This window comes from Marinobacter alkalisoli (assembly GCF_045449795.1).
Lineage (GTDB): Bacteria > Pseudomonadota > Gammaproteobacteria > Pseudomonadales > Oleiphilaceae > Marinobacter.
On sequence record NZ_JBJJLB010000027.1, the window covers coordinates 124,696 to 139,146 of the forward strand.

The following is a 14,451-nucleotide window of genomic DNA, read 5'->3' on the forward strand; positions in this document are numbered from 1 at the left end:
GCCTCGGGATTGAAAGGTTCTTTTAATACCTGAGTTTAGCGCAGGGCGATGGAGAGTGTCGGTAACAGAACGTGTACGGGGATGTACCAAGCGTCGTGAATTCGGGTTTGGCCGGGGATTAGGCTATAATGGCCGGTTTTAACATTGCACCCACAAGGCGCTGACAAGGCTGATCCGTGATTGTATTTGACCAGGTCCAGAAGTCATACCAGGTAGGCGGGCGGGCAATCCCTGCGTTGCATCCCACCAGTATGACCATTGAAACCGGCGAGGTGTTTGGCATCGTCGGTCACTCCGGCGCGGGGAAATCCACCCTGGTTCGCCTGATTAACCTGCTGGAGCCGCCCACCGGCGGTCGCATTCTTGTTGATGATGAAAACATCACCGACTACGACGCCGCCGAGCTGCGGGCTTTCCGTCGCAAGGTCGGCATGATCTTCCAGCATTTCAACCTGCTGTCGTCTAAAACAGTGGCGGACAATATTGCGTTCCCGATGAAGCTGGCGGGCATATACTCCCGCACCGAGATTCGGGAACGGGTGGAGGAATTGCTGGCCCGGGTCAGCCTGGCGGATCACGCCAACAAGTACCCCTCGCAGCTGTCTGGTGGACAGAAACAGCGGGTCGGTATTGCCCGCGCCCTGGCCTGTCGCCCCACCATTCTGCTGTGTGATGAAGCCACCAGCGCTCTGGATCCCCAGACCACGCAATCGGTGCTGCGTCTGCTGGCGGATATTAACCGCGAGCTGGGCCTCACTATTGTACTGATCACCCATGAAATGGATGTGGTACGCCGGGTCTGCGATCGGGTGGCGGTCATGGACGCCGGTGAAGTGGTTGAAATGGGTGCGGTCAGCGATGTGTTTCTCCATCCGCAACATCCCACCACCCGGGACTTCGTGTTCGAGAGTGAAAATATTGATCACGACGAAATGCAGGAAGATCTGCAAAAAGCCAATGGCCGCATCCTGCGCCTGACGTTCCGCGGCGAATCCACCTACAAGCCGTTGCTGGGCAGCGTAGCGCGGGAATCCGGTGTGGATTTCAGCATCCTGTCCGGTCGTATTGATCACATCAAGGACACGCCCTACGGTCAGTTGACCCTGTCCCTGGTCGGCGGTGACCTGGACGTGGCGATGCAAGCGCTGGAAGCGGCAGAAGTTCACGTGGAGGTGGTACGCTGATGGAAGCTTTGCTGAGTAACGTGGATTGGGCGGAAATCGGTATCGCCAGCTGGGACACCCTGGTGATGGTGGGTATGTCCCTGCTGTTCAGTGTGTTGATCGGCCTGCCGATTGGCGTGCTGTTGTTCCTGTTTGGCAAGCGTCAGTTGCTGGAGCAGCCGGTGGCGTATGCGGTGCTGTCGTTCGTGGTGAATGTGCTGCGTTCCGTGCCGTTCATTATCCTGCTGATTGTGATGATTCCGTTTACGGTAATGCTGATCGGAACGTCCCTCGGTGTCGCCGGCGCGATTCCCCCCCTGGTGGCCGGCGGCGCGCCTTTCTTCGCCCGACTGGTGGAAACGTCGTTGCGTGAGGTGGATCGCGGCATCATTGAAGCAACCCAGGCGATGGGCGCCAACGTGAGGCAGATTATTCTCGGCGCCTTGCTGCCGGAAGCGCTTCCGGGCATCATCGCTGGCATTACGGTCACGGCGATTACACTGGTCTCCTATGCGGCCATGTCCGGTGTCATTGGCGGCGGCGGTCTGGGTGACCTGGCGATCCGCTTCGGGTATCAACGATTCCAGACCGATGTGATGGTGATTACCGTCGCACTGTTGGTCATTTTTGTGCAACTGCTGCAGATGGCCGGGGATCGCCTGGTTCTGTATTTCAGCCGTAAATAACATCAAACGGGAGAACGTGTTTATGAACTTCAAGAAAGCCCTGGTGGCCCTGGCCGCCGTTGCAACCTTCTCTTCTGCTGTCTCCGCAGAAAAGCTCTCTGTGGCGGCTACCCCGGTGCCTCACGCGGAGATTCTGGAATTTGTGAAGCCGCAGCTGGCTGAGCAGGGTGTCGAGCTGGACGTAAAAGTGTTCACCGATTACATCCAGCCGAACATTCAGGTGGATCAGAAGCGGATGGACGCCAACTTCTTCCAGCACCAGCCGTATCTGGACGAATTCAACGATGGCCGTGGTACCGACCTGGTCACCGTGACCGGTGTACACGTGGAGCCGTTCGGCGCCTATTCCAGCAAGATCGACTCACTGGAAGACCTGCAGGAAGGTGCCGTGGTGGCCATCCCGAACGATCCCACCAACGGTGGCCGCGCTCTGCTGTTGCTGCAGAAAGCCGGGCTGATCAAGCTGGAAGATAAGAGCAAGATCACCGCAACGCCGCGCGACATTGCTGAGAACCCGAAAGATCTGGACTTCAAGGAACTGGAAGCTGCCACACTGCCGCGCATTCTGGGGCAGGTGGACGTAGCACTGATCAACACCAACTATGCGCTGGAAGCCGGTCTGAACCCGTCCGAAGATGCACTGGTGATTGAAGGCTCCGAATCGCCCTACGTCAATATTCTGGTTGCCCGTCCGGACAACAAGGACAGCGACGCCATGCAGAAACTGGCGAATGCCCTGAAGTCTGACGCGGTGAAGGATTTCATCATGGAGAAGTATGAAGGTGCGGTCGTTCCCGCCTTCTGATTTTTCCTCGGGTTTCTGAAAAGGCCGGGTTCCGTTGGAATCCGGCCTTTTTTGTTTTCGGGTTGGCCGAAATGACGCTGGCGGTGTCAACCATGTCATAGAGCCGTGTTGTTTATTCGGTGTACAAGTGTTCGCGGACGTAATAACAACAATCGCAAGGAATATGACGATGACACTGACAACACCCGGCCGGGGATGGTCCCGGCGACTTGTACCTCTTTTGTTCATTTCTCTTATTGCCATGGCGTTGCCCGCCCAGGCCGGCTGGTTCGGGATTGGCCAGGACGCCAGGGACACCAACCCCGGTAAAACCCGCCCGGTGATCTTCGTGGGTAATAATTGGGAAGGCACCATCGACGTTATTGATGCACAGAGCTACAACAAGGTCGGTCGCATCAACGGCATTCCTGACAAGCGCCAACGAATGACGGAAATCGTCCTCAATCCGGTGCGTCTGGTGTTTTTCCAGGCGGTTCGGCTGTTTATCGGTGAAGGCAACGACCAGTACGTGGATGATATGTACAGCACCCCCGATGGTCGCCTTCTGGTGGTATCCCGCCCCAGCTTTGCCGATGTGGTAGGCATTGATATTGCCAGTGGCGACATCGCCTGGCGTTTCGAGGTGGACGGTTACCGCTCTGATCATATGGCGCTGTCGCCGGACGGGACCCAGGTCGCGGTGTCCGCGTCCACTGGCAATGTGGTGCATGTGCTGGATGTGGAGACCGGCGAGGAAATGGGCCGCTTTCCGACCGGTAATTCACCCCATGAGAATGTCTATTCTGAGGACGGCAAGCGCATCTACCACGCCAGTATCGGCTATGTGTTCACGCCTCTGGACCAGGACCTGATGGAATTTACCAAGGGTGAGCGATTGTTTCAGGTCGTGGATGCGGAAAGCCTGGAGATCATCAAGCGGTTTGACCTGAAAGACAAGCTGGAAGCGGCCGGCTACAGTGACCTGAGCCCGGCGATCCGGCCCATGGCCCATACCCCGGACGAGCGTTTCTTCTATTTCCAGTTGTCATTCCTGCATGGCTTTATCGAGTACGACATGGAGGAGGATCGTATTACCCGCCTGGCGGAACTGCCAAACCTGATTCCCGATACGCCGAGGGAATTCTATATTAACGATTCCGCCCACCATGGCATCGCCATGAATGGGGACGGTGACACCCTGTGCGTGGCCGGAACCATGAGTGATTACATCGCCATCGTGGATCGCGAGACCTTCAGCCATGAAATCCTCACCGGGCTAGGGGAGAAACCCTACTGGGTGACCACCAACGAAACCGGAGACCGGTGCTACATATCCTGGAGCGGTACGGACCAGATGTCGGTCATTGATATTGAAACCGCCAGTGAAATTGTCCGGGTGGACGTTGGCGATCACCCTCAGCGTATCCGCGAAGGCAGGGTGCCGAGGGACTGGTAACAAAAAAGGCCGGGCGTGTGCCCGGCCCTGGCATTGCAGAGTAGCCTGGGGGTTATTCACCGCTCCAATTGGACGTGGGGTCCGGCGTCATCCGCAGGTAGGACTTCACCGCCTTGTAACCCTGCGGGAAGCGTTCCTTGATTTCGTCTTCGTCCTGCAACGATGGCACGATGACAACATCGCCCCCGCTTTCCCAGTTGCCCGGGGTCGCCACCTTGTGGTTGTCGGTTAGCTGCAGCGAGTCAATGACCCGCAACACCTCGTTGAAGTTACGACCGGTGCTCGCCGGGTAAGTGATCACCAGCCTGACCTTCTTGGCGGGGTCGATGACGAACAGCGAACGCACGGTCAGGGTCTCATTGGCATTGGGGTGGATCATGTCATACAGGCCGGACACCTTCCGGTCATGGTCTGCGATGATCGGGAAGTTCACGGCGCAGCCCTGGGTTTCGTTGATGTCCTTGATCCACTCATGGTGTGAATCGACCGGATCCACACTCAGGGCAATGGCCTTGACGTTGCGCTTGGCGAACTCGTCCTTAAGCTTGGCGGTCAGTCCCAGTTCGGTGGTGCAAACCGGCGTGAAGTCCGCGGGATGTGAAAACAGAACCCCCCAGCTGTCTCCAAGCCAGTCGTAAAAACGGATCTTGCCTTCGCTGGAGTCCTGTTCGAAATCCGGTGCGGTATCTCCCAGACGTAAACTCATGGCGTAACCTCCTTCGGTGAAGCTTGTGACAACATTCGGTGTGTCACCGGCATGATCAATCGCCGGAGTGTTTATATTGAGTCTATACGATAATCAGTGGTGATGGATGAGGTGAATACAAGGGGCCTTGATTTGCCTCATCCATCGTTGACCAGAACAATATAGCGGTTATTTATAACCGCTGAAGCACTGGATCAATTGTTGACTCCGAGAGCCTTCTCCTTCTCGAAGTGTTCGCGGGTCAACTTGAACACCACCGGGCTGAGGAACAGCAATGCGATCAGGTTCGGCAGTGCCATCATGGCGTTGAGAGTGTCCGCTAGCAGCCAGATGAACCCCAGGTTGATGGTTGCGCCGACCGGAATGGCGAGAATCCACAGCACCCGGTAGGGCACAATGGCTTTCACGCCAAACAGGAATTCAACACACCGCTCCCCATAGAACGACCAGCCAAGAATGGTGGTAAACGCAAAGATGGCCAGGGAAATCGCCACCACGTAGTTACCAAACCCGGGCAGACCACCCTCGAATGCCAGTGATGTCAGCGCCGCGCCGGTTTCGCCGGACGTCCAGGCACCGGAGGTGATGATCACCAGACCGGTGATGCTGCAGACGATGATGGTATCAATGAAGGTGCCCAGCATGGCCACCATGCCCTGGGTAACCGGGTTTTTGGTTTGCGCTGCGGCGTGGGCAATCGGAGCGGAGCCCAGGCCGGCTTCGTTGGAGAAGATGCCGCGGGCCACACCAAAGCGGATTGCTGCCCACACAGCGGCGCCGGCGAAGCCGCCCTCCGCGGCAACCGGGCTGAAGGCATGCTTGAAGACCAGGGCAAAAGCAGCCGGAATCTGATCCGCATTGACTGCCAGGGCAATCAGGCCGACTAATACATAGGAAATGGCCATCAGCGGAACCAGGGAACTGGCGACCTGGCCGATACGCTTGATGCCGCCGATCAATACCAGACCCACCAGAACCATGAGGATCACCCCGGTCATCCAGTGAGGCAGGCCAAAGTTGGCGTTCAGCACGTCCGCGACCGAGTTGGCCTGTACCGTATTGCCGATACCAAACCCGGCAATGGCAGCAAAGATGGCGAACAGCACACCCAGCCAGGCCCATTTGCTGCCCAGGCCATTGCGGATGTAGTACATCGGACCACCAACGTGGGCGCCGCGCTCGTCCACTTCCCGGAAGCGTACGGCGAGAACCGCCTCGGAATACTTGGTGGCCATGCCCACCAGGGCGGTCAGCCACATCCAGAACAGTGCGCCCGGCCCACCGAGGAAGACCGCGGTGGCGACGCCGGCGATGTTACCGGTGCCCACAGTCGCGGACAGTGCTGTCATCAAAGCCTGGAACGGTGGGATCTCACCGTCGCTTTCCTCGCCGGAACGGCCTTTCCACATCAGCCTGAAACCCGCGCCGAGCTTGAGCACCGGCATCAGTTTCAGGCCGAGGCTGAGGAAAAGCCCCACACCGAGGATCATCACCAGCATGGGCGGGCCCCAGACCAGTCCGTTTACTGCACCTACAAAGTTTTCAATGGCTTCCATGGGGATCTCCCTGAGTTATTGCCAAAGACTGTCGTTATGGTTTTACCCTTGTGAGGGTTAACTGATTGAGTTTAGTTGGATATTTCTATCTGTAAACCGGTTGTCCGGGGAATTTGCCGGTTCATCGTGTGAACCTGTCAACAAAGTGATTGGATTTGACAGGATTTGCGGTAGTGTTGATCGGGTAACCCCAGTTTGTTCATGAGGAAAACCGATGTCCCAGACCGCAGTTGCGCAGGCGAAACAGCAAACCGCGAACACCGCCCGGACGATCGATCATCGTTTTGTCGAGGCCAGCGGGCTGTCTCTCTGCGTCGAGACCCGGGGCAACCCGGAGGGTGAGCCGGTGTTGTTTATCATGGGCCTGGGCGCCCAGATGACGCTGTGGCCAGAGGCCCTGCTGGATCAGTATGCTGACGAGGGGTACTACGTAATCCGCTTTGATAACCGTGACATCGGCCTGTCTTCGCGCCTGAAGGATCGGCTGGAGGGGCATCCGGTGGCGATGATGGCCCGCTCCCGGGTAGGGCTGCCAATTCCGGCACCGTACACCCTGCAGGATATGGCGGCAGACGCGATCGGAGTGCTGGACGCCCTGGGGCTGCAAAGTGCTCACCTGGTTGGGGTATCCATGGGCGGCATGATCAGCCAGCTGGTTTCGTCCCTGTGGCCGGAGCGGGTTCGCAGCGCCACCCTGATCATGACGTCCACTAACAGTCCGCGACTGCCGATGCCAAAAGCGAAACTGATCTGGCGGCTGGCCGGCGTTGGCGCCAGGGGGCATGACGAGGCCTCGGTGGTGGCGCGTTCGCTGGCGTTCTGGAAGCTGATCCAGAGCCCGGCGTTTCCTCCGGCGGAGGACGAGGTGCGTGAGCGACTGACCCGGGAATACCGGCGCAGTTATCATCCTGCCGGTATCCTGCGACAGACCCGGGCCATCCTGGCCACCGGCAGCCTGTCTTCCCTGAGCCGCCGGATAAGGGTGCCAACCGCCATCATTCATGGCAAGGCGGATCCGCTGGTACGACCGGTGGCGGCGGAACAGCTGAAATACCTGATTCCCCATGCCCGTCTGGAGCTCATTGATGGCATGGGTCATGATCTTCCGGAGCCTCTGCTGGAGCGCTTTGTGGAGACAAGCCTGTCGGTGATGCGGGCGCCGTTCTGACGTTGCGGCGGAAAGAGGTGGAACTCGCTCAATATCCGCTGCTTTGTGTTTTCATTTGTGTCTCCATTGCCTATGGTTATAGGAGAACGTATCGGTTCTGCGACGTTACTGCAGAACGATAACTGGTGAGGGATGATCCATGCGCTCATTGAAAGCTTCTGATGTAATGTGGAACCACATCGAACCCATTCGGTGTGGGGCGCCATTAACCCGGGTAGTGAAAACGCTCCTGCGGAATCATGTCACCGGTTTGCCGGTGGTGGATGCGCACCGGAAGGTGATCGGATTCATCTCGGAGCAGGACTGTATCCACGCGTTGCTTGTCAGCAGTTACCACTGCGAGGGTGATCCCATTGTTGATGATGTGATGTTCCGCGACCCGGTGACGATATCCCCGGAAATGGCGGTGGTGGATCTGGCCCAGAACCTGGGGGCCGGCAAGCCCAAGGTGTACCCGGTGGTGGATCATGGTCGTCTGGTTGGTATAGTGACCCGCACCGCGATACTGGCCGAACTGGCCAGGTCCGGCTGTGGCATCGAATTGCCAAAGTACGCTGGAGCGGAAGACTGAGCACAGCATTCATTCTCTGAACCGAGGGCACCATGGAACTGTTATCTGCCAACGTCTGTTTCGATGGAGAGCACCGTCGTTACCGCCACACCTCGGCAGCCCTGGGCTGTGACATGGAGTTTGCGGTTTATCTGCCGCCCTCGGCTGTTGGCCATAACCCGCGCCCGGCTCCGGTGCTCTACTGGCTGTCCGGACTGACCTGCACCGATCAGAACTTCATGCAGAAGGCCGGGGCCCAGAAGCAGGCCGCGCGGCTGGGAATGGCCATTGTGTGCCCGGATACCAGTCCACGGGGTCTGGGGCTGCCGGGAGAAGATGACAGCTACGATTTTGGCACCGGTGCCGGCTTCTACATCAACGCAACCGAACAGCCGTGGGCGCCTCACTACCGCATGTACGATTACGTGGTGAAGGAGTTGCCGCAGCTGGTGGAAAGCGGGTTGCCGGTGACCGAACAGCGAGCCATCAGCGGCCATTCCATGGGTGGCCACGGCGCTCTGATCTGCGCCCTGAAAAATCCGGGGCGTTATGCGTCGGTCTCAGCGTTTGCACCGATAGCCAACCCCACGGAGTGTCCCTGGGGACAAAAGGCGTTTACCGGTTATCTGGGCAATGACCAAAGCCGCTGGGAAGAGTGGGATGCCACCCTGCTGATTCCTGCTGCCAGGGAGCGACTGCCTCTGCTGGTGGATCAGGGTACGGCCGATGAGTTTCTGGAAAGCCAGCTGAATCCGGAGGTACTGGTCGATGCCTGCGAGAAAGTGCATCACCACATCGACCTGCGGATGCATCGGGGCTACGACCACAGTTACTTCTTTATCGCCTCGTTTATTGACGATCACCTCAATCATCATGCCGGGGCACTGGGACTGAAGTAGTGGCTGCCGGCCCTAGTGGAAACCCCAGAGCAGGCTGAAATCCATCGATGGCATGACTTCAGGCTGCTCGACCGCGCGGATATTGAACTCCAGCAAGCTGCAATCACGCTCAAACGTGCCGCTGTAACGGTTGCCACGGGGACCGAGGATGGCGTTCACAAAGGGGCCAAGGTGACGATCCGGGCGCTGCGTGACCACCCCGACTTCATTATTGGCCAGCCGCACCAGAGTGCCGGGGGGATGTTCCGTCAGAACCGCCAGCAGCGCCCTGGGAATGGCCGGTCGGAGCTGGCCATCGGTGAGGCTGGCCACCAGTTTGCGTGCGTCAGTGATGTTCATCCGCTCCCGGTAGGCCCGCTTGGTGATCATCGCCACATAACGTTCTACCAGCGCCAGAATTTCAGCCTCGGGCCGTATTTCGGTGCCGCTGAGCCCTTTCGGGTATCCTGAGCCGTCCGCTTGTTCATGGTGTTGCGCGATCACGTCAAACAGAGCCTGGTTATCGATACCGGCCTCGCGCAGAGCGCTGATGCTCCGCTGCGGATGTTTGCGGATCACCGCCCGCTGGTCATCGGAAAGGATCTTGCGGGAAGCATTCAACTGATCTGCCACCGGGACCAGCGCCAGGTTGGCCACCAGGGCCGCACTGGTGAGCAGGCTGGTTCGATTGCGGTCCAGTCCGAACGATTGCGCAGTGAAGTGGCTGAGGATGCCATAGAACAGGATTTGTTCGTGAATGGTGGGCTCAATGGAATACAGATGCACCAGGGCCAGGCTGGCATCCGGCGCTTCGTCACAGATACGTTCAATCAGGCGGGTGAGGCCCATCAGTCGTTTCAGGGCGCTTTCTTCGCCAGAGGTGATCGCGTTCAGAGTTGTTTCCAGGGTTTGCAACAGCACCGGATAATCCGCGAATGGATTCCGCTGGCGGTTGTCCTCAAGGATCTCCTCCTGCCCGCGTTCAATCTTGCGTGGATGAAACAGGCCCCGGTCGAACAGCTGTTCCAGCTGCATGTCGTTCTGGATCACATAGCCCTGGCGCAACAGGACGTTACCCTCAACGTCGTAGACCGTCCATGGCAGGGGTTTGCCTACCACCAACGCGCCGGGTGCGATACGGACAAGATTCGACACGGATTGATTTCCTGAGTTTTGTTTTTCCTGCATTTGGCTTAACTCTACCCCTGAAACCGGGATCACTGCCAGATGCAGAGAGGGTCAACGGCGCTATTCATGGGGATTTTGCATTGTTTGACTCGTGTCTGGCGCGATAAGGTCGTGTTTTCGGACATTCAGGCTCTTGGCGCATAGAGAAACAATCGTAATCCCAGCAGGATGCTGGCGGATGCCAGCCCGCCTGTTAACCCCACCCAAAAACCAGCCGCACCCATGGCTGGTGTCAGCCAGTCGGTAAAGGTCAGCACGTAACCCAGCGGCAGTCCCACCAACCAGAACGAAAACAGCATGATAAACATGGGGATGGCGGTGTCCTTGTAGCCCCGCAGGGCGCTGATGCAAGTGACCTGAATGACATCGGCAATCTGGAACAGTGCCGCGAACACCAACAGGCTGACCGTCACCTCCCTGACCGCAGCATCGCTGGTGTACAGCGCGGCAATCTGCTCCGCGAAGGTGAACAACAGGGTGGCGAACACCAACGCTACGGTTGCTGCAAGGATCAGTGAACTGCGGGAAATCAGCCGTGCGGTGTCCGGCGCCTGCGCACCCACAAGGAAACTGACCCTGAGAGTCAGGGCCATACCGATACTCAGCGGCAGCATGAACACCAGGGAGACTACATTAAGCGCGATCTGGTGGCCGGCCACGACCACTGGTCCCAGCGGTGCCAGGAACAGGGCGATGACAGAGAACAGGCTGGCTTCCACGAAAATCGTGAACCCGATGGGCACCCCGATTTTCAGGATGTAGCGAATGCCGTCAGGGTCCGGTTTTGCCCAATCGGCCAGCAGGTGAAACCGACGGTAAACTTCGCTGCGATTCAGGTATGCCAGCAGGGCAATCGCGGCGACACCGTTGGACAGCGACGTGGCCCAGCCACATCCCACGCCACCCATGGCGGGCAGTCCCAGTTTGCCGTAGATGAATATGTAATTCAGCGGCAGGTTGAGCAGGGTGCTTAATACGGCAAAGGCCATAATCACACGGGTGTGGCCCAGGCCATCGGTCAGACCCCGTAACGCGGTCATCAGTAACAGGGCCGGTATTCCCCAGGCAAAGGCGTCGAGGTAACCCTGGGTGATGCCGGCGGTATGGGGATCGAGGTTGAGCTGATCCAGAACCGGATGCACATGGGTCAGAAGCAGGATCATCACCAGCGACCCGGCGGCGGCGATGTAGAGCCCCTGCCAGGTGGCAGGCATGATCTTGTCGGTGGTGCGGGCGCCGTTGTAGCCGGAAATGATGGGCTGTAGTGCGCCCAGCAACCCCATGAAAAACAGGAAAAGCGGCATCCACAGGCTGCTGCCGATACCCACCGCCGCCAGGTCTTCTGCACTGGCGTGGCCCGCCATAACGGTATCGATCACACCATTGGACATCTGCGCCAGCTGGGCAATCAGGATTGGCCCGCCCAGTATCGCCAGGGTGCGCCATTCGGTGAGCGTCCGCCGGATCAGCGGTTGTCGGCTGGCGGGCAGGGGCTGATGGGTCTCGTCCATGGAGTATGATGCTACCTTGGCGGTTTGGGAGGTGAACGGGTGTTGTGCCAACGGGCATGGTAACCGAACAGCGTTGCGATCGGCATACCGCTTTTCCGGTATAGGCAAATGGTCCTGCGTGGCTGTACAGACTTGGGAACGAAGCGGTAAAGTGCCGTTTTTCTGAACAACTGGCGTCGGTAATATGGGACTTCTGGTCTTTGTAACGGTTTTGTGGGCATTCTCCTTCAGTCTGATCGGTGAATTTCTTGCCGGTCAAGTGGACAGTGATTTTGCGGTGCTGACACGGGTCTTGCTGGCGGCGCTGGTGTTTCTGCCGTTTACCCGCTGGCGCGGGGTCGCCTCAGGACAGAAGCTGGGGATCCTGGTCGCCGGCATGCTCCAGTTTGGTATCACCTACCTGTGTCTATACCGGTCCTTCAGCTACCTCACCGTACCGGAGGTGCTGCTGTTCACCATCTTCACGCCGCTGTATGTCACCCTGATCGACGATGCGATGTATCGTCGGTTTTCGCCAGTAGCTTTGCTGGCAGCCGCCGTTGCCACACTGGGCGCCGGTATCATCCGCTATGATGGGTTGAGCCAGGATTTCATTACCGGCTTCCTGCTGTTGCAGGTGGCCAACTTTACCTTTGCCGCCGGGCAGGTAGGCTACAAGCACGTGATGCGTCACTACCCGTCCGATGTGCCTGCCTTTCGTACGTTTGGGTATTTCTTCTTTGGCGCGCTGATCATCGCGCTGCCTTCATTCCTGATTTTCGGTGACAGCAGCCGGCTGCCGGAAACCGGACTGCAGTGGGGCGTCCTGGCGTGGCTGGGGCTGGCAGCCTCCGGGGTCGGGTTGTTCCTGTGGAACCGTGGCGGCTGTCAGGTGGATGCGGGAACGCTGGCCATCATGAACAACGCACTGGTGCCGGCGGGGCTGCTGGTTAACCTGCTGATCTGGAACCGGGATGCGGACCTGTTCCGGCTGGCTATCGGGGGCGTGGTGATTGCGTCATCCCTGTGGCTGAACGCTCGTTTCCACCCCCGGGCTCGCCTCGCTATTACTTGAACTTTCGAACTAATGAAATCCCGTTACGGGCCGATAACTTTGGTAACCACATAAAGATAGTCGCCTTTGGTAGAAGCGTGATATTAGTCTACCTTGCAACTATCTGACAAAAAAATGCTGCCAAAGCGCCCACATAGACGGATGCCGTTATGAGAAAGAATCTGCCGGTTACCCAGAGGGAAGTAAAAATGCGTGAGGGTGGTCGTCTGATCACCACCACCGACCTGAAAGGGGTAATCACCTACTGCAACGAAGAGTTTGCCGAGATCAGTGGTTTCACCCGCGATCAACTGGTTGGCCAGGCGCACAATATTATCCGTCACCCGGATATGCCCCAGGCCGTGTTCAAGGGTATGTGGGACTACCTGAAAGCCGGTAAGGCCTGGATGGGGGTGGTGAAAAACCGCGCCGAGTCCGGTGATCATTACTGGGTCAGTGCGTATGTCACACCGATTCGGGAGAATGGCCAGGTTGTTGGCTATGAATCGGTTCGCGTACCCCCGACACGGGAACAGGTTGGTCGTGCCGAGAACCTGTATAAGCGGATCAACGCGGGGCGTTCCATTGTCGGTCTCCAGAGCCGTGTGACCTCCGTGCTAAAGTCCGGATGGCCATTCTTGTTGTCTCTGGTTTTGAGTCTCGGGGCGCTCGGTATGGGCGAGCAGACACTGGCTATTGCGATGATTGTGGCTGGTCATGTTTTGGGAGCGATTTTTACCCTGAAATCCGTAGCAGGCCGTTTGAACCGGATCCTGTCGTTTCGTCCGGACGCGTTCCGTGACCCCGTTGTGGCCCGAACATACAGTGACGAGAGCGGTCTGTTCTCGCAGCTTTCAATGGTACTGGTCAGCGAAGACGCCCGAATCCGTACGGCACTGGCCAGGATAGAGGATCAGGCGGAGCTGTTGTTCGAACAGGCACAAGCGTCCCACGGTTACATCAGCGAGGGTGCCAAGGCCATAGCGCGCCAACGCGCGGAAACCGATCAGACGGCATCTGCAATCAATGAGATGACAGCGTCCATTCAGGAAGTGGCGGAAACCGTAAACGCCAACGCCCGCGACGCTGAAGAAGCCAACAGCTTCGCAGCCACGGGTAGCAAGCGCAGTGCGGAGGCGCTGGACGCCATCGAGCAGTTGGTGACGCGCGTCAACGGCATTGGTGAAGTGATCGGTCGTTTGGGCGAATCCACCAACAGCATCGGTGAGGCTGCCAAGTTGATCTCTGACATTGCTGACCAGACCAATCTTCTGGCTCTCAATGCGGCGATTGAAGCGGCCCGTGCCGGAGAGCAGGGACGGGGCTTTGCGGTGGTGGCGGATGAAGTCCGGACCCTGGCCAGCCGGACCCGTGAGTCAACCGTGAAAATCCAGGAAGTGATTGACGACTTCCGCCAACAGGTTGAACAGGCGGTATCGGCGACCCGTGACGGTGAGGAAGTGGCTGGCCAGGGTCTGGCGAAAGTCCGCGAGGCAGAAACCTCATTGCGGGACATTGTGTCGGCTATCCAGAGTATTTCCGACAGCTTTATCAGCATGTCCGCGGCCTTTGAGGAGCAAAGCCACGTATCGGATGAGATTAACCGGCAGATCGTGAGCATTGCCGAATTGGCGGATAACAGTACCGAGCAGGCCAACTCCGCGCAGGACAGCAGTACCAGTTTGAGTGACATGTCACACGGATTGAAAGATCTGGTCACACGCTTTGTCAGTAGAAACGGCTAGTTAACAAACCGGGCGCAGCAGGCAGTC

General features: G+C 58.1%; 13 protein-coding genes. 9 read left to right on the plus strand and 4 right to left on the minus strand.

Going from position 1 to position 14,451, the window contains the following annotated elements; genetic code table 11:
• The first annotated feature begins 176 nt into the window (after positions 1-176).
• The 4 genes from ACJO3M_RS13325 (at position 177) to ACJO3M_RS13340 (ending at position 4,089) form a co-directional block, all read left to right on the plus strand.
• Positions 177-1,184, plus strand: coding sequence for a methionine ABC transporter ATP-binding protein (locus tag ACJO3M_RS13325; protein ID WP_407001862.1), 1,008 nt, complete (start codon positions 177-179; stop codon positions 1,182-1,184).
• The gene (locus ACJO3M_RS13330) at positions 1,184-1,849 is read left to right on the plus strand and encodes a methionine ABC transporter permease (RefSeq protein ID WP_406986635.1); all 666 of its coding nucleotides are present in this window, start codon (positions 1,184-1,186) and stop codon (positions 1,847-1,849) included. The genes ACJO3M_RS13325 and ACJO3M_RS13330 overlap by 1 nt, the downstream gene beginning before the upstream one ends.
• A 22-nt stretch (positions 1,850-1,871) precedes the next feature.
• Entirely contained in the window at positions 1,872-2,654 is a 783-nt protein-coding gene (locus ACJO3M_RS13335) for a MetQ/NlpA family ABC transporter substrate-binding protein (protein ID WP_407001863.1), read from the plus strand.
• A gap of 169 nt (positions 2,655-2,823) precedes the next feature.
• Positions 2,824-4,089: a YncE family protein gene (locus ACJO3M_RS13340; RefSeq protein WP_407001864.1), complete on the plus strand. Its 1,266-nt coding sequence runs from the start codon at positions 2,824-2,826 to the stop codon at positions 4,087-4,089.
• A gap of 52 nt (positions 4,090-4,141) precedes the next feature.
• On the opposite strand, the gene ACJO3M_RS13345 is transcribed toward ACJO3M_RS13340, so the two are convergent.
• Together ACJO3M_RS13345 and ACJO3M_RS13350 are read right to left on the minus strand one after the other, a co-directional pair.
• Positions 4,142-4,795 carry a peroxiredoxin gene (locus ACJO3M_RS13345; protein WP_407001865.1) on the minus strand — a complete coding sequence of 218 codons (654 nt, stop codon included), beginning with the start codon at positions 4,793-4,795 and terminating at the stop codon, positions 4,142-4,144.
• Between the two features lie 194 nt (positions 4,796-4,989).
• A complete protein-coding gene (locus ACJO3M_RS13350; RefSeq protein WP_407001866.1) occupies positions 4,990-6,351 on the minus strand; it encodes an alanine/glycine:cation symporter family protein in 1,362 nt (453 codons plus the stop codon).
• Between the two features lie 214 nt (positions 6,352-6,565).
• Between ACJO3M_RS13350 and ACJO3M_RS13355 the strand changes: the two genes are divergently transcribed.
• The 3 genes from ACJO3M_RS13355 to fghA all read left to right on the plus strand — a co-directional run bounded on the left by ACJO3M_RS13355 (position 6,566) and on the right by fghA (position 8,968).
• Positions 6,566-7,519, plus strand: a complete 954-nt coding sequence (locus ACJO3M_RS13355) for an alpha/beta fold hydrolase (RefSeq protein ID WP_407001867.1) — start codon at positions 6,566-6,568, stop codon at positions 7,517-7,519.
• Between the two features lie 139 nt (positions 7,520-7,658).
• Positions 7,659-8,090 carry a CBS domain-containing protein gene (locus ACJO3M_RS13360; protein ID WP_407001868.1) on the plus strand — a complete coding sequence of 144 codons (432 nt, stop codon included), beginning with the start codon at positions 7,659-7,661 and terminating at the stop codon, positions 8,088-8,090.
• Positions 8,091-8,122: 32 nt separating this feature from the next.
• Positions 8,123-8,968, plus strand: a complete 846-nt coding sequence (gene fghA, locus ACJO3M_RS13365; RefSeq protein WP_407001869.1) for an S-formylglutathione hydrolase — start codon at positions 8,123-8,125, stop codon at positions 8,966-8,968.
• Between the two features lie 12 nt (positions 8,969-8,980).
• Here the strand turns inward: fghA and ACJO3M_RS13370 are convergent, their stop codons facing one another.
• Together ACJO3M_RS13370 and ACJO3M_RS13375 are read right to left on the minus strand one after the other, a co-directional pair.
• Positions 8,981-10,102: an HD-GYP domain-containing protein gene (locus ACJO3M_RS13370; protein ID WP_407001870.1), complete on the minus strand. Its 1,122-nt coding sequence runs from the start codon at positions 10,100-10,102 to the stop codon at positions 8,981-8,983.
• Positions 10,103-10,260: 158 nt separating this feature from the next.
• Complete coding sequence (locus ACJO3M_RS13375) at positions 10,261-11,646, minus strand: MATE family efflux transporter (protein ID WP_407001871.1); 1,386 nt, start codon at positions 11,644-11,646, stop codon at positions 10,261-10,263.
• A gap of 184 nt (positions 11,647-11,830) precedes the next feature.
• Here ACJO3M_RS13375 and ACJO3M_RS13380 point away from each other — a divergent pair, with 184 nt between their 5' ends.
• Both ACJO3M_RS13380 and ACJO3M_RS13385 read left to right on the plus strand, forming a co-directional pair.
• Positions 11,831-12,700, plus strand: coding sequence for a carboxylate/amino acid/amine transporter (locus ACJO3M_RS13380; RefSeq protein WP_407001872.1), 870 nt, complete (start codon positions 11,831-11,833; stop codon positions 12,698-12,700).
• Positions 12,701-12,849: 149 nt separating this feature from the next.
• Entirely contained in the window at positions 12,850-14,424 is a 1,575-nt protein-coding gene (locus ACJO3M_RS13385) for a methyl-accepting chemotaxis protein (RefSeq protein WP_407001873.1), read from the plus strand.
• Positions 14,425-14,451: the final 27 nt, after the last annotated feature.

Bases quoted from the DNA above. Each gene is read 5' to 3' on its own strand.
- ACJO3M_RS13330 (WP_406986635.1), top strand. From the start codon at position 1,184: ATGGAAGCTTTGCTGAGTAACGTGGATTGGGCGGAAATCGGTATCGCC.
- ACJO3M_RS13335 (WP_407001863.1), top strand. From the start codon at position 1,872: ATGAACTTCAAGAAAGCCCTGGTGGCCCTGGCCGCCGTTGCAACCTTC.
- ACJO3M_RS13340 (WP_407001864.1), top strand. From the start codon at position 2,824: ATGACACTGACAACACCCGGCCGGGGATGGTCCCGGCGACTTGTACCT.
- ACJO3M_RS13345 (WP_407001865.1), bottom strand. From the start codon at position 4,795: ATGAGTTTACGTCTGGGAGATACCGCACCGGATTTCGAACAGGACTCC.
- ACJO3M_RS13350 (WP_407001866.1), bottom strand. From the start codon at position 6,351: ATGGAAGCCATTGAAAACTTTGTAGGTGCAGTAAACGGACTGGTCTGG.
- ACJO3M_RS13355 (WP_407001867.1), top strand. From the start codon at position 6,566: ATGTCCCAGACCGCAGTTGCGCAGGCGAAACAGCAAACCGCGAACACC.
- ACJO3M_RS13360 (WP_407001868.1), top strand. From the start codon at position 7,659: ATGCGCTCATTGAAAGCTTCTGATGTAATGTGGAACCACATCGAACCC.
- fghA (WP_407001869.1), top strand. From the start codon at position 8,123: ATGGAACTGTTATCTGCCAACGTCTGTTTCGATGGAGAGCACCGTCGT.
- ACJO3M_RS13375 (WP_407001871.1), bottom strand. From the start codon at position 11,646: ATGGACGAGACCCATCAGCCCCTGCCCGCCAGCCGACAACCGCTGATC.
- ACJO3M_RS13380 (WP_407001872.1), top strand. From the start codon at position 11,831: ATGGGACTTCTGGTCTTTGTAACGGTTTTGTGGGCATTCTCCTTCAGT.
- ACJO3M_RS13385 (WP_407001873.1), top strand. From the start codon at position 12,850: ATGAGAAAGAATCTGCCGGTTACCCAGAGGGAAGTAAAAATGCGTGAG.